Source organism: Proteus sp. fly-1013, assembly GCF_040140245.1.
Taxonomy (GTDB): domain Bacteria; phylum Pseudomonadota; class Gammaproteobacteria; order Enterobacterales; family Enterobacteriaceae; genus Proteus; species Proteus mirabilis_B.
Window position 1 is genome coordinate 98628 of record NZ_JBEEWD010000010.1, and the last position, 14519, is coordinate 113146.

Below are 14519 nucleotides of genomic sequence, written 5' to 3' on the forward strand. Positions count from 1 at the left end.
CGGCTGACTACGTTTATTAATAAATTAATTAACTATGAAGAATATCGTAATTACACATTTTCAGTCCCGTACTGATTTACTCGAAAAAGCAGAAAAAATGATAGCAGCTCATTGGCCTGCTTTTATGATGGGAACATCGGTTAATGAAAGCTATTGGGATCGCTTATATGCACCTCCTTTTTCTGATTATCAATTTCTCGCAGTATTAAAAGAAAACGATCAAGAAGAAGTCGTTGGTGTAATAAACGCTGTCGCTTTACCTTGGGAACACAACAGTTTTGATGCACTTCCTGATAATGGCTGGGATTGTGTATTTGAATTAGGTATGCAAGCAGATGAAAAACAGCTCCCATGCCAACTTATTTCAGCATTATCTGTAACCGTTGATAACCGCTATCGTGGCCAAGGTATTCCCCAGCTTTTAATTAATGCATTAAAAGTATACGCAAGAAAACAAGGTTATCTTGGTGTTGTGGTTCCCGTTCGCCCCACATTAAAACACCGCTATCCACTGCACTCTTTTGAAGAATATTGCCAATGGCAGAATCATAATAATGAACCTTTTGATCCTTGGATACGGACACACTGGCGATTAGGTGCAAAGGTTATCAAAATAGCCCCACAGTCTATGAAAATCGAAGCCCCGATAGAAACGTGGGAACAATGGACGTCGCTACAATTTCCAACAAATGGTGATTATGCCATTCCTATGGGGCTTGCGCCGGTGAGTATTGATATTCAACACCAATTTGGTACTTATCTTGAACCCAACCTTTGGATGTTCCACGATATTAATTAGTCAATCAGTCGTTGTGGATGAGTAAACACTGTTGCTCTTCCGCGACGACAAAAACCCACCAGCGTCACATTGTATTTATTAGCTACTTCAACAGCTAAAGAGGTTGCCGCAGAAACAGCGAATAAAATCTCAGCGCCACACATAGCGGCTTTTTGCACCATTTCATAACTGGCACGACTCGAAACTAATACCGCACCTTCACTCCATTTTTCTTGTGCTTTCATACCTAAAAGCTTATCAAGTGCGACATGACGACCAACATCTTCACATCCCCCTTGCATTTCACCTTCTGGCGACAACCAAACAGCAGCATGTGTACAACCCGTTAGCTCACCAATTTCTTGAACGGTTGTCATCTGTTCTAAGGCTTTATCAAGATTTGAAAGTGAAAATGTTTGTGTAAAAGGTAACGGAGTAATCGGTCGGAAAATCTCTTCCAGTTGTTCAGTACCACAAATACCACAGCCAGTACGACCAGTCATATTGCGGCGACGCTCTTTTAATCCCATAAAACGTCGGCTTGATAATTCAACTTGAACTTCAATACCTCCGTTACAACTTTCCACAATTTCGATACTGCGAATTTCATTAGAAGATTCTATAATGCCTTCGGATAAAGAAAATCCGACAGCGAACAACTCTAAATTTTTAGGGCTTGCCATCATAACGACGTGAGAAATTCCGTTGTACACTAATGCAACAGGAACTTCGAGTGCAATATAATCGTCTTCTTGTCTGTTAAGCGATCCTTTGTGTTGCACAATTGTTTGATCTACGCCAATGATTACACGTTTAGTTAACAATTTTGTCGATTTTGTTTCATCCATAAGATGAATTCCTAAATTTATTAATACATAATAACAATACGGGTAAAACGATTTTACACTACCTATCAGGCAATGAACCTGATCCTATTAAGGATAATAGGAATAAAAAAACAATCAGCTCCATTTTCGTGAAGAAAATCAGAGTCAGTAAAAGCAATGTATGATGAGGAGAGACCCCATGCAGGTCAGCAGAAGACAGTTCTTTAAGATCTGTGCTGGCGGTATGGCAGGTACTACAGCGGCGGCGCTCGGTTTTGCACCAGCAGTTGCGCTAGCAGGTTCACGTCAGTATAAATTACTGAGAGCCCGCGAAACCCGCAATACCTGTACGTACTGTTCTGTCGGTTGTGGACTATTAATGTATAGTCTGGGCGATGGCGCGAAAAACGCAAAAGAAACGATATTCCATATTGAAGGTGACTCAGACCATCCAGTAAACCGTGGTGCATTATGCCCTAAAGGTGCTGGTCTTGTGGATTTCATCCACAGTGAAGGTCGTTTAAAACACCCTGAATACCGTGCACCCGGCTCGGATAAATGGGTAAAACTCTCATGGGAAGAAACGTTTGATCGTATTGCGCGCTTAATCAAAAAAGACCGCGATGCCAACTTCCAGAAATTCAATAAAGAAGGTGTAGAAGTCAACCGTTGGTTAACAACCGGTATGCTTTGCGCCTCTGCAGCAAGCAATGAAACTGGGTTTTTAACTCAGAAATTCTCAAGAGCTCTTGGGATGCTAGCTGTCGATAACCAAGCGCGTGTCTGACACGGACCAACGGTAGCAAGTCTTGCTCCAACATTTGGTCGCGGTGCGATGACCAACCACTGGGTTGATATGAAAAACGCCAACCTTATCGTCGTTATGGGCGGTAATGCGGCAGAAGCACACCCTGTGGGATTCCGCTGGGCGATGGAAGCTAAAATCCATAATAACGCCAAGCTCATTGTTATTGATCCTCGCTTCACCCGTACTGCGGCTGTTGCGGATTTCTATACGCCTATCCGTTCTGGTACTGATATTACGTTCTTATCGGGCGTTATCTTATATCTGCTCGAAAATAAGAAATATCAAAAAGAATACGTTGAGGCTTATACCAATGCTAGCTTGATTGTCCGTGAAGACTATCATTTTGATGATGGTTTATTCAGCGGATATGATGCAGAAAAACGTAAATACGATAAAACCACTTGGAACTACGAGATGGATGAAAATGGTTTCGCAAAACGCGACACCACATTACAACATCCTCGTTGTGTCTGGAATCTGTTAAAACAACACGTTAGCCGTTACACGCCTGATGTAGTTACTCAGATTTGTGGTACACCAAAAGACGATTTCCTAAAAGTCTGTGAATATATTGCTGAAACAGCAGCGAAAGATAAAACAGCGTCTTTCCTGTATGCATTAGGCTGGACTCAACATACCGTTGGTGCCCAAAACATTCGTACCATGGCAATGATCCAATTACTGTTAGGTAATATGGGTATGGCTGGTGGCGGTGTTAACGCACTACGTGGTCACTCCAATATTCAAGGCTTAACTGACCTCGGTCTATTATCTCAAAGCTTACCGGGCTATATGACTCTGCCTTCTGAAAAGCAGACTTCATTAGAAACCTACTTAGCTGCGAATACGCCAAAAGCGACAGTACCGGGACAAGTTAACTACTGGGGCAATTATCCTAAATTCTTCGTCAGTATGATGAAGACATTCTATGGTGATAATGCTCAACGTGATAATGATTGGGGCTTCTCACTGTTACCTAAGTGGGACAAACCTTACGACGTTCTACAATACTTCGATATGATGGATAAAGGTGAAGTCAACGGCTATATCTGCCAAGGCTTTAACCCAGTTGCATCGTTCCCGAATAAGAACAAAGTTGTTCGTTCATTATCAAAACTGAAATTCCTTATCACAATGGATCCGCTAAATACTGAAACTTCATGTTTCTGGCAGAACCACGGTGAAGAGAACGACGTTAAAACAGCAGATATCCAGACAGAAGTCTTCCGTCTGCCAACAACCTGTTTCGCAGAAGAAGACGGTTCTATCGTTAACTCTGGTCGCTGGTTACAGTGGCACTGGAAAGGTGGTGATGCCCCTGGTGTTGCTATCCCTGATGCTGAGATTTTATCTGGTATTTTCCATCGTTTACGCCAACTCTATAGAGAAGAAGGCGGCGCGATGCCAGAGCAGGTGTTGAATATGACTTGGGATTACTTTGATCCTGATAATCCAACATCCGCAGAAGTTGCACAAGAAAGTAATGGTAGAGCATTAGTCGATTTAAAAGACGCTGATGGCAATATCATTCTGAAAAAAGGTCAACTGCTTAGCTCGTTCGCTCAGTTACGTGATGATGGTACCACAGCAAGTGGCTGTTGGATCTTCGCTGGTAGCTGGACAGAGAAAGGCAACCAAATGGCTAACCGTGATAACTCCGATCCATCAGGATTGGGTAATACATTAGGTTGGGCATGGGCATGGCCTCTTAACCGTCGCATTATTTATAACCGCGCATCGGCAGACCCACAAGGTCAACCATGGGATCCTAAACGTAAGTTAATCGAATGGGATGGCAGCAAATGGACTGGTATTGATGTACCTGACTATAGCAACGCTGCACCGGGTTCTGATGTTGGTCCATTTATTATGCAGCCGGAAGGTATGGGACGTCTGTTTGCTATCGATAAGATGGCAGAAGGTCCATTCCCTGAGCACTATGAGCCAATTGAAACACCATTGGGTACTAACCCACTACATCCAAATGTGGTTTCAAACCCAGCAGCGCGTATTTTTAAAGATGACTGGAAAGATATGGGTAAAGCAGAAGATTTCCCATATGTCGGTACAACTTATCGTCTGACAGAACACTTCCACTTCTGGACTAAACACGCGCGCTTAAATGCGATTATTCAGCCACAACAATTTATTGAAATTGGTGAGCGTTTAGCCGCAGAAAAAGGCATTGTTCAAGGCGATACCGTAAAAGTCAGCTCAAAACGTGGTTATATCAAAGCTAAAGCGGTGGTTACTAAACGTATTAGAACCCTTGATGTTGATGGGCGCAAAGTGGATACCATTGGTATTCCTATTCACTGGGGCTTTGAAGGTGTCGCAGTGAAAGGCTTTATTGCGAATACGTTAACGCCATTCGTTGGTGATGCGAATACACAAACGCCTGAGTTTAAAGCGTTCCTTGTTAATGTGGAAAAGGTGTAAGGAGATAAATTATGTCACTGCAATCCCAAGACATTATTCGTCGCTCTGCTACCAATTCCCTCACTCCTGCGCCTCAGGTGCGGGATTACAAGGAAGAAGTGGCAAAACTTATCGACGTAACAACCTGTATCGGCTGTAAAGCCTGTCAGGTTGCTTGTTCTGAATGGAACGATATTCGCGATAAAATTGGCACTAACGTCGGTGTTTACGATAACCCAACTGACCTAACTGCGAAATCATGGACAGTGATGCGTTTCTCTGAAGTGGAAGAGAACGGCAAACTGGAATGGTTAATTCGTAAAGATGGTTGTATGCACTGTGCTGATCCGGGCTGTTTAAAAGCTTGCCCAGCAGAAGGTGCCATCATTCAATACGCTAACGGTATTGTTGATTTCCAATCAGAACACTGTATTGGTTGTGGTTATTGTATTGCAGGTTGTCCTTTCGATGTGCCTCGCATTAATGAAGAAGATAACCGTGCTTACAAATGTACGTTATGTGTTGACCGTGTAGAAGTTGGTCAAGAGCCTGCATGTGTGAAAACTTGCCCAACAGGTGCGATTCATTTTGGTTCGAAAGAAGCCATGATCAATCTTGCTAGTGAGCGTGTTTCTGAACTGCAAACTCGTGGTTACGACAATGCTGGTCTTTACGATCCACAAGGTGTGGGTGGTACACACGTGATGTATGTTCTCCATCATGCTGACAAACCTAATCTGTATCATGGTTTACCAGAAAACCCAGAAATTAGCTCAACCGTTAAATTCTGGAAAGGTATTTGGAAACCATTAGCAGCCGTTGGTTTTGCCGCAACCTTCGCGGGTGCAATTTTCCACTATTTAGGTGTCGGTCCAAACCGTACAACTGAAGAAGATGAAGAAGAAGCGCTCAAAGAGATGGAAGCATCTTCTAAAACACAGACCTCTGTGAATAAGGAGGAGCAGAAATGATGAAGAAGAAAGGCGATAAAATTCTTCGCCACACCGCTTCTGAGCGTATTAACCATTGGTTAGTAGTGATTGTATTTCTGTTTACTGCTATCAGCGGATTGGGTTTCTTCTTCCCATCTCTGAACTGGTTCATGAATATTTTAGGTACACCAGAACTGTCGCGTCTGTTACACCCATTCGTGGGTAGCGTGATGGCGTTCCTCTTTCTCTTTATGTTCTTCAGATATCTGAAGCACAACTTTATCGATAAAGATGACTTAGTCTGGGCTAAAAATATTCATAAAGTGCTGCAAAATGAAGAAGCTGGCGATATTGGTCACTACAACCTTGGTCAGAAAGGGATCTACTGGACATTAAGTATCAGTCTGATCTTACTGACAGTTAGTGGTGTTATCATTTGGCGTCCTTATTTCGCCGAGTATTTCTCGATCCCAGTAATTAGAATTGCCTTATTAGTTCACTCATTATCAGCAATCTTACTGATAATCACCGTATTTGTTCATGCTTATGCGGCATTCTGGGTGAAAGGTTCAATTCGTAGCATGATTGAAGGCTGGGTAACTCGTGGTTGGGCTAAAAAGCATCACCCTCGTTGGTATCGTGAAATTCTCGAAGAAGAGAAAAAAGAAGCCGAAAAACAGTCACAGAAATAATGCCCTAAAGTGTATTTCTGAACAAACGGAGGCTTGATCAGCCTCCGTTTTTTATTCAATTTACGCCCGTTTTTAAGACGTAAAAAAACAATAAAATCACGCTATTATTACCCACTGTCATGGCTTCATGTTTGCTTTTGATTTATTCTGAAGCCAAATCCTGTGGGTATTCACTATAAAATTTATGATAATAGGAAGATAGAACGTTATGAGTATTCGCATCGTTCCTAAAGAGCAATTAGGTAAAGAGCAATCAGAAAAAGGGATCAGTTTTATTCCACCCGTATTATTCCCTAATCTGAAAAACCTTTATCAACGTCGTGCTGAACGTTTTCAAACACTAGCAAAAGATAATCCTTTCGCAGACTACCTTGAATTTGCAGCAGAAATTGTCAAGGCTCAAGAGAAAGCACTTCATGACAATCCACTTGTCATTGATCTTGCCCCACTCCTTGCACAACAAGCCGGCGTAGCGCCTTTAGATAGAAAAACATTTAAACGCAGTAAACATTGGCATGCTTTATTAGCCTCGATTATTGCTGAATTACGCCCAGTTGTGCCTGAAAGTGCCACTATCACTTTAGAAAACCTCTCTAAAGCTTCTGAAACTGAATTAGAAGAGATGGCAACAGCATTACTTAATGATGAATATTCAAAAGTTTCAGCTGATAAATCTGTCTTTATTTGGGCAGCACTGTCTCTGTACTGGGCACAATTAGCAGCAAATATTCCAGGTAAAGCGAAAACAGAATACGGTGAAAATCGTCAATTCTGCCCAGTTTGTAACAGTATGCCAGTGGCAAGCATGGTACAAATCGGCACAACACAAGGTTTACGCTATTTACACTGTAATTTATGTGAAACACAGTGGCATGTTGTACGCATTAAATGCACCAACTGTGAATTAACAGGTAAATTAAATTACTGGTCTTTAGACAGCGAAAATGCCCCAGTGAAAGCAGAAAGCTGCGGTGATTGTGGAAGCTATCTGAAAATTTTATATCAAGAAAAAGATGCCAATGTAGATGCTGTTGCTGATGATTTAGCGTCTATTGTTCTTGATGCAAAAATGGAAGAAGAAGGCTTTGCTCGTAGTAGCATTAATCCATTCCTGTTCCCAAATGAATAACAATTAGGTATTAGCATGACAAATGATACGCGCTCACTTTATAGCCAACTGCCGTCTATTGATAAGTTACTGCACCAAGCAGACATTCAAGCCCTTGTGGCTTCTTATGGTCAGACATTTATTGCAGAGCATTTACGAAAGTTACAAGAAGAAGCGCGTATCATTATTCGTCAAGAAAACGAGTTACCACAATGGCACAACCATTGGGCTAATGAATTAAAAAATCGCATTACACTACAACGAAAATCCTCAATTAAACCTGTTTTTAATTTAACAGGTACTGTTTTACACACCAATCTAGGGCGTGCATTAATGGCAGAATCCGCCATTGAAGCCGTTAGCCAAGTTATGCGCTCACCAGCAACCTTAGAGTATTCTCTTGATGGTGCTTCAAGAGGACACCGTGATCGCGCTATCGCTGACTTATTATGTGAATTAACAGGGGCAGAAGATGCCTGTATCGTGAATAACAACGCAGCAGCTGTTTTATTGATGCTCGCAACGGTAGCACCCAATAAAGAGGTTGTTGTTTCTCGCGGTGAATTAGTTGAGATTGGCGGTGCTTTTCGTATCCCCGATGTGATGACACAAGCAGGCTGTACACTCAAAGAAGTCGGAACAACAAACCGAACTCACCTTAAAGATTATCGTAACGCCATTAATGAGAATACGGGTTTGCTAATGAAAGTTCATACTAGCAACTATTGTATTCAAGGCTTTACCGCTGAAGTGCATGGCGACGAACTTGCTGCGCTTGGTAAAGAGATGAACTTACCAACCGCTATCGATTTAGGTAGTGGCTCAATGACTAATTTAGCCGCCTTAGGTTTACCTTCAGAGCCAATGCCACAGGATTATCTGCAACAAGGTATCGACCTTGTTACCTTCTCTGGCGATAAACTATTAGGTGGTCCACAAGCAGGGATAATCCTTGGTAAAAAAGTGTGGATTGAGGCTATTCAGCGCCATCCTTTAAAGCGTGCATTACGTGTTGATAAAATGACATTAGCCGCTTTAGGTGCCACATTACGCCTTTATCAGCAACCTGAAAAAATGGCTGTTGAAATTCCGACATTACGTTTGTTAACTCGGACACAAACAGAAATTAATGATATGGCGCAACGGTTATTGCCTCATTTTCAGGCATATTATGGGGATAACTACCATATCACGATATCCTCATGTGCTTCTCAAATAGGCAGTGGTTCGTTACCTATTGAAAGTTTACCGAGTGCAGCACTTACCTTTGAAGCCAAAGATGGAAAAGGTAGCCAGTTAGATGCGCTAGCTGCGCATTGGCGTAATTTAGAAAAGCCGATTATTGGTCGAATTACTGATGGTCGCCTGTGGCTTGATCTGCGCTGTCTTGAGGATGAAAATGCATTAATACAGGCACTTTTACTATGATTTTTGCGACAGCAGGTCACGTAGACCACGGAAAGACCACTCTTATACAGGCCATTACTGGGGTAGATACTACCCATTTACCTGAAGAGAAAAAACGCGGCATGACCATTGATTTAGGTTATGCCTATTGGCGTCAAGATAATGGTACCTCAATTGGTTTTGTGGATGTTCCCGGCCATGAGAAATTCCTTTCAAATATGCTCGCGGGTGTCGGTGGGATCTCTCATGCACTATTAATTGTGGCTTGTGATGATGGCGTTATGGCACAAACCATCGAACATATTTCTATTTTACGTCTTGCTGGCTGTCCTCAAGTTACCGTTATTCTTACCAAAGCAGATCGCGTTACACCTGAGCGAATTGAAGAAGTTCGTTCACAAACAATCGACGTATTAGCCAATTTAGGCTGGCAACAACCTGATATTTTTGTCACCGCAGCCCCTTCTGGTGAAGGTATTCCAGCACTTCGTGACTATCTTGTTGAGTTGCATCAACAAGAGCAACAACACCCTCAATGGCATAAGCGTTTTCGTTTAGCAATAGACCGTGTTTTTAGCATTAAAGGGGCAGGATTAGTTGTCACAGGTACCGCACTTGCAGGGCAAATTTCTGTTGGCGATACATTTTGGCTAACTGGTGCAGATAAACCAGTAAGAATAAGAGCCTTACATGCACAAAATCAGCCCGTAGAGCGAGCTGGTGCAGGTCATCGTATTGCAATTAACATCACAGGTGATGTCAGTAAAGAAAACGTCTCTCGTGGTGATTGGCTGCTTTCTCAAGCACCTAACTATCAATCGCATAAAATATTAGTCAGTTTAATTGTAGATGAACCTTTAAAGCATTGGCAGCCTGTACATATTCACCACGGTACACGCCATATTACGGGTCGTGTTGCTCTTTTAAATGATGCTAATGAAACACCACCGTTAGCTGAGCTTATTCTTGATGAACCCCTTTGGCTGGTGGATAACGATAGACTTATCTTGCGTGATATCAGCGCTCAACGCACTTTAGCCGCAGCGAAAGTCTTACATTTGCACTCGCCACGTAGAGGTAAACGACAAGCTGAGTTCTTAACTTGGCTACACCAACTTGATAGCGCAGACAGCGTTAGTGCCCATTTAGCGTTATGTTTACCAAAAGGTGAGCTCTCTCTAAGTCAGTTTGCTTGGGCTCAGCAATTAACAGAGAGTGCGCTAACTCAGTTATTAGAAACCTTTGACCTAGTCAGTGTTGCAGGCGTTATTCTTTCTAAAGAGAATGCTGATAATGCAAAACAGAAATTACTCGATACCCTTGAGGAATATCACCAACAACATAATGATCAAATGGGTGTGGGTCGCTCTCGTTTAAAACGAATGGCACTACCTACTTATCATGATGAATTGGTCTACCACTTAATTGATCAATTACGTAAAGACGGTGCTATTAGCCAAAGTCGTGGCTGGCTTCATCTTCCAACTCATGGTCTTGCCTTTTCTCCAGAACAAGATGCGTTATGGCAAAATGCCAAAGTCTACTTTGAGCAATCTGAACCTTGGTGGGTACGTGATCTTGCCAATGAAATGAAAAATGATGAGAAGGTGATCCGCTCATTATTACGTAAAGCAGCGCAATTAGGTTTAATTATTCCGATTATTGCTGATCGCTATTATACACACCAAGCAATAGAAAAATTTGCATCTATCATTGTGAAATATAATGAAAGCAATGGCAGTGTTACCGCCGCAGACTTCCGTGATGAATTATCCGTTGGGCGTAAATTAGCAGTGCAAATTTTAGAATATTTTGATCGCACAGGTTTTACTCGCCGCAAAAAAGATCTTCATATTTTACGAGACAAAGGGTTATTCTAAATACAGATGTTAACTTAGGCTAAATAAAATTATTTAGCCTATTTAAGGTTATCGCCTACAATATTTGTAAAATACCCCTTTATTCTTTATCGCTATACTCGGAAGAGATATGAAAAAAATATTAGGAAGTGCTTATCTTGCACTTATTCTTATAGCCTCACTCTTTATTGTTTTTGAGAAAACAACATTTATTTATACGGCACTTCTTTCAGTTGGTGCTTATTTTATTCTTTTCTCTCTTTGCTTTATTTTATCTGCTCGTATCTTATTTTCGGCTATTACCACCGGTACACTCTTCCTGATAACTAAGTTTATTAATCAGCTCAAAGTCCATTATTACAAAGAAACATTAATGTTCTCTGACTTTGATTTGGCTTTTGATAGCTCGAATTTAGGGACATTAGGTCATTATTGGGAAGCCGGTGTTGCATTGGTTGCGATGCTAATATGGCTTCTTATCAATATGTCTATTGCTTGGCGTTTTTCCCAAAAATCACGCCCAGCCTTGCGTATAAGTAGCTTACTCTTAATAGTCATCGGATTTACTACCATCCATTTCACCGTAGAAAAATGGCAAGCCGAATGGGAAGGTACACTTCCGGGAGGACGAGGCACTGTCACTAATTTAATCATGTCTGGCTACCAAACGGCTTATCATCCTCCTTATTTCAAGGAAGATGCGAATTACTTCCTTGAACAAGCCAATAAAACCGTATTACCAGAAACACAGACAGACATAAAACCTGACATTGTCGTTTTATTACAGGAATCGACAGTTAACCCTCATATTTATCAATTTGATACCAATGTTGCACTGCCTGATCTATTTATGTTCCAAAAAGATGAAAATGTCAGTGCGCAAAGCCCTTTACGTGTACAAACCTTTGGTGGTGGTACTTGGCTTTCTGAATTTTCTGTATTAACAGGGCTAAATACGGATGATTTTGGTGCGCGTAAAAACTCTGTATTCTATTTTGTTGTCGATAATCTTAATGAAAGTTTATTCCGCCAACTAAAAGCTGAAGGTTATTACACCGTTTTACTCACCCCGTTTAATCGTAGTGCTTACCATGCTGGTTACGCTTATGAAAAAATGGGAATTGATGAAATCATTCAACCTCAAGAGCTTGGCTACCCGGGAACATTAGAGGAAAACCTCTGGAAAATATCGACAGTCGATATGCTGGGTTACGTTGAAGAGATACTGAAGAAACGCACAGATAAACCCTTGTTCATATTCTCATTAACCATGTATGAACATGGCCCTTATGATGAATCGCACAGAGATATGTACCAAATTGCAGGTCATACCGAAAGCAGTAATGCACCGGGTAAATTTAGCCACTATATGGAAAAAATCGTTACCAGTGATCCAGCAATTAAAGATTTTTCCAATTTTGTTGCACAAAGAGAAAAGCCAACGATGTTCCTCTATTTTGGTGATCATCAACCTAATATAGAGTTAAAAAATTATCAGTCACCTTTTAATAACCCTTCGTATATTACTCAGTTCACCTTAAGAGATAACCTGTCGCAAGGTGCGCCAATAACAATGGGTGAATTAACTGATATTAGCTTCTTAGGCGGCATGATCTTAGAGCGTGCTCGTTTGCCATTATCTCCTTTCTACAAAGCAAACATTCAAATGCGCCATTTATGTGAAGGTAAATTAAATGACTGTGAAGATGAGAAATTAGTTAACAGTTATAAAAATTATATCTATGACAAACTGAAAGTCGCAGGTAGTACAGATAATTAATTTTTATTACCTGAATAAAAGATGATCGGGATAATAAATTCAAAAAGATAAGTAATATCAAAAAGAAAGAGGCTAAATATTTAGCCTCTTTCTTTATTTCAAAAAATAAACCTGTAATTATTTGCGTGTCGCAACAATCACACTTGATGCTTTCACTAGTGCTAAAACATCACTGCCTTTTGCCAATTTCATCTCTTGTAAGCTTTCATTTGTAATAACAGCTGTCAGTTCTAAGCCTTTAGCTGTTTCTAAATGAACGGTAGAGTTCACCGCACCTTGTGCGATATGAGTTACTTTACCTGCAAATTGGTTACGTGCAGAGAAATTTAAACCGCAATCAGGTAGTGCTAAGACAACCCACGGTGCTTTAATAATGGCAATTGCTTCGCCATCTTTTTTGATCTTTAAACTATCACAGCTCTCTTTAGTAATAATCGTGGCAAGTTTTTCACCATGGGCTAAAGATAAAATCACTTCGCTATTAACGGCACCTTCAATAATATCAACAACTTTACCGACTAACTGATTGCGTGCTGAAACTTTCATTTATCCACCTCTATTATTGATGAGAAATTATATTAATAACACTATCAAATTACTGAGATAACTTTAGCATAAATATCATTAAATAAATTATTCTTAGATCATAGTTTAATGTTTATTTATTATTTAATAAACATAGCGTTATGAAAAATAGAGATAACAAATTACTATTAAATTATTAAAAACGAATAAGTATAAATAATTTATAAAGTGATATTTTTAGCACTATCGATATAAACAAAATAGATAGCTTAATGCCTTTCTGTATTAAAAAGCATTTAAGCTATCTATCATTAAAATTAACTAAATATACTTATTGCCCGTTTTGAGCAAATGCCGCTAATAGGTGTAAAGCTGAAGAATAATAATCCGTATCTTTACTTAAATCGACATCTTCAATAGGTGTTTTCATCGTTAAATCTCTCACCGCCATCATGCCGGGAGTAAGGTTATATTCAGCGCGCTCTTGAGCATCAATACTTACCCAAGCAGGCGTTTTATAACGATCAAATTGCTGCCAATACTGCATAAAAGGTTGTAGCGCTAATTCATCATGTGCCCAAGCTAAATAAAGCGGAATACGTATTGCATCAAAGCTAAATCGCGCAGGCCATTTTTCACTAGGCTCTATCTTTCCATCTGGATATAAGCTTACCCAGTCAGTGGGTAATTGATATTCACCAAATCGCATATTTCTAAGTAAAGATTGGCTATCATTAATTAACACTTTCCAACGAACATCGTTGCTTGTGCGGTAAAAATCTTTCCATGCAGGGAAAATAAAATAGGATGGATTAATAATAATTTCTTCTGGCGTTTTAAAACCATTAATACCGGGTAAAAGTACGGTATAATTTTTTGTCTTAACTAAAGTATGTTCCAAAATAGCGTGTTGAATAGAATCAGAAGCTGAAAGATAACTTTCATCATTCCATTTCTCACCCGCTTTTAATAATGCCCACGCAATTAAGATATCACCGTCTGTCGCATTATTAGGATCAGGGGTATGTTCACTATTTTCTGGCTCATAACGCCATTTAAATAAGCCTAAATCACCACGATAAAGAGAAGCAGCTGTCCAGCGCCATAACTTATTAAATGTTTCATGATCATCACTCATTACAGCCATTAACATGCCATAGCCTTGACCTTCAGAGTGTGAAATATTTTTGTTAGCGCTGTCTATAACTCGCCCATCATCCTTAATATAGCGCTCTTTAAACTGTTCCCATCCTACTTGAGTATCTGCTGCCTGTATTGAAGGAGAAACCATAAGCAACAAACCTAAAATAAAAAAGGTAGAAAATAGAAAATTACAACGAGATAAGTGCCTAAAAGACATTGCCTTTCTCTCCTGCTATTGCCGA

The 14519-nt window shown here is 40.4% G+C and carries 11 protein-coding genes; 8 read left to right on the top strand and 3 right to left on the bottom strand.

All coding sequences use genetic code 11. The features are described 5' to 3' along the window. Window positions 1-34 precede the first annotated feature (34 nt). A complete protein-coding gene (locus tag ABN236_RS17255) occupies window positions 35-799 on the top strand; it encodes a GNAT family N-acetyltransferase (protein ID WP_075673726.1) in 765 nt (254 codons plus the stop codon). On the opposite strand, the gene fdhD is transcribed toward ABN236_RS17255, so the two are convergent. After that, on the bottom strand, window positions 796-1626 hold the full coding sequence (gene fdhD, locus ABN236_RS17260; protein ID WP_349474489.1) for a formate dehydrogenase accessory sulfurtransferase FdhD: 831 nt from the start codon (window positions 1624-1626) through the stop codon (window positions 796-798). The two genes, ABN236_RS17255 and fdhD, sit on opposite strands and share 4 nt — an antisense overlap. A 178-nt stretch (window positions 1627-1804) precedes the next feature. Between fdhD and fdnG the strand changes: the two genes are divergently transcribed. From fdnG to ABN236_RS17295, 7 genes are all read left to right on the top strand, one after another. Continuing rightward, complete coding sequence (gene fdnG, locus ABN236_RS17265) at window positions 1805-4852, top strand: formate dehydrogenase-N subunit alpha (RefSeq protein WP_311755672.1); 3048 nt, start codon at window positions 1805-1807, stop codon at window positions 4850-4852. Between the two features lie 11 nt (window positions 4853-4863). Next, window positions 4864-5802 (top strand): formate dehydrogenase subunit beta, encoded by a 939-nt coding sequence (gene fdxH / locus ABN236_RS17270; protein WP_194951522.1) that lies wholly within the window; start codon window positions 4864-4866, stop codon window positions 5800-5802. After that, on the top strand, window positions 5799-6455 hold the full coding sequence (fdoI, locus tag ABN236_RS17275; RefSeq protein ID WP_072070496.1) for a formate dehydrogenase cytochrome b556 subunit: 657 nt from the start codon (window positions 5799-5801) through the stop codon (window positions 6453-6455). The genes fdxH and fdoI overlap by 4 nt, the downstream gene beginning before the upstream one ends. A gap of 208 nt (window positions 6456-6663) precedes the next feature. Beyond that, a complete protein-coding gene (fdhE, locus tag ABN236_RS17280; RefSeq protein WP_088494160.1) occupies window positions 6664-7584 on the top strand; it encodes a formate dehydrogenase accessory protein FdhE in 921 nt (306 codons plus the stop codon). A 15-nt stretch (window positions 7585-7599) separates the two neighbouring features. Then, window positions 7600-8991, top strand: coding sequence for an L-seryl-tRNA(Sec) selenium transferase (gene selA / locus ABN236_RS17285; RefSeq protein WP_194951521.1), 1392 nt, complete (start codon window positions 7600-7602; stop codon window positions 8989-8991). Beyond that, a complete protein-coding gene (selB, locus tag ABN236_RS17290) occupies window positions 8988-10850 on the top strand; it encodes a selenocysteine-specific translation elongation factor (RefSeq protein ID WP_349474490.1) in 1863 nt (620 codons plus the stop codon). The genes selA and selB overlap by 4 nt, the downstream gene beginning before the upstream one ends. Window positions 10851-10959: 109 nt before the next feature. After that, window positions 10960-12609: an LTA synthase family protein gene (locus tag ABN236_RS17295; RefSeq protein ID WP_349474492.1), complete on the top strand. Its 1650-nt coding sequence runs from the start codon at window positions 10960-10962 to the stop codon at window positions 12607-12609. Window positions 12610-12726: 117 nt separating this feature from the next. Here ABN236_RS17295 and ABN236_RS17300 read toward each other — a convergent pair whose 3' ends face one another. Together ABN236_RS17300 and ABN236_RS17305 are read right to left on the bottom strand one after the other, a co-directional pair. Continuing rightward, window positions 12727-13155, bottom strand: coding sequence for a TOBE domain-containing protein (locus tag ABN236_RS17300; protein WP_194951518.1), 429 nt, complete (start codon window positions 13153-13155; stop codon window positions 12727-12729). A gap of 310 nt (window positions 13156-13465) precedes the next feature. Next, complete coding sequence (locus tag ABN236_RS17305; RefSeq protein ID WP_349474493.1) at window positions 13466-14494, bottom strand: family 8 glycosyl hydrolase; 1029 nt, start codon at window positions 14492-14494, stop codon at window positions 13466-13468. Window positions 14495-14519: the final 25 nt, after the last annotated feature.

Coding starts and splice junctions, on each gene's coding strand:
- ABN236_RS17255 (WP_075673726.1), top strand. CDS start 35: ATGAAGAATATCGTAATTACACATTTTCAGTCCCGTACTGATTTACTC.
- fdhD (WP_349474489.1), bottom strand. CDS start 1,626: ATGGATGAAACAAAATCGACAAAATTGTTAACTAAACGTGTAATCATT.
- fdxH (WP_194951522.1), top strand. CDS start 4,864: ATGTCACTGCAATCCCAAGACATTATTCGTCGCTCTGCTACCAATTCC.
- fdoI (WP_072070496.1), top strand. CDS start 5,799: ATGATGAAGAAGAAAGGCGATAAAATTCTTCGCCACACCGCTTCTGAG.
- fdhE (WP_088494160.1), top strand. CDS start 6,664: ATGAGTATTCGCATCGTTCCTAAAGAGCAATTAGGTAAAGAGCAATCA.
- selA (WP_194951521.1), top strand. CDS start 7,600: ATGACAAATGATACGCGCTCACTTTATAGCCAACTGCCGTCTATTGAT.
- selB (WP_349474490.1), top strand. CDS start 8,988: ATGATTTTTGCGACAGCAGGTCACGTAGACCACGGAAAGACCACTCTT.
- ABN236_RS17295 (WP_349474492.1), top strand. CDS start 10,960: ATGAAAAAAATATTAGGAAGTGCTTATCTTGCACTTATTCTTATAGCC.
- ABN236_RS17300 (WP_194951518.1), bottom strand. CDS start 13,155: ATGAAAGTTTCAGCACGCAATCAGTTAGTCGGTAAAGTTGTTGATATT.
- ABN236_RS17305 (WP_349474493.1), bottom strand. CDS start 14,494: ATGTCTTTTAGGCACTTATCTCGTTGTAATTTTCTATTTTCTACCTTT.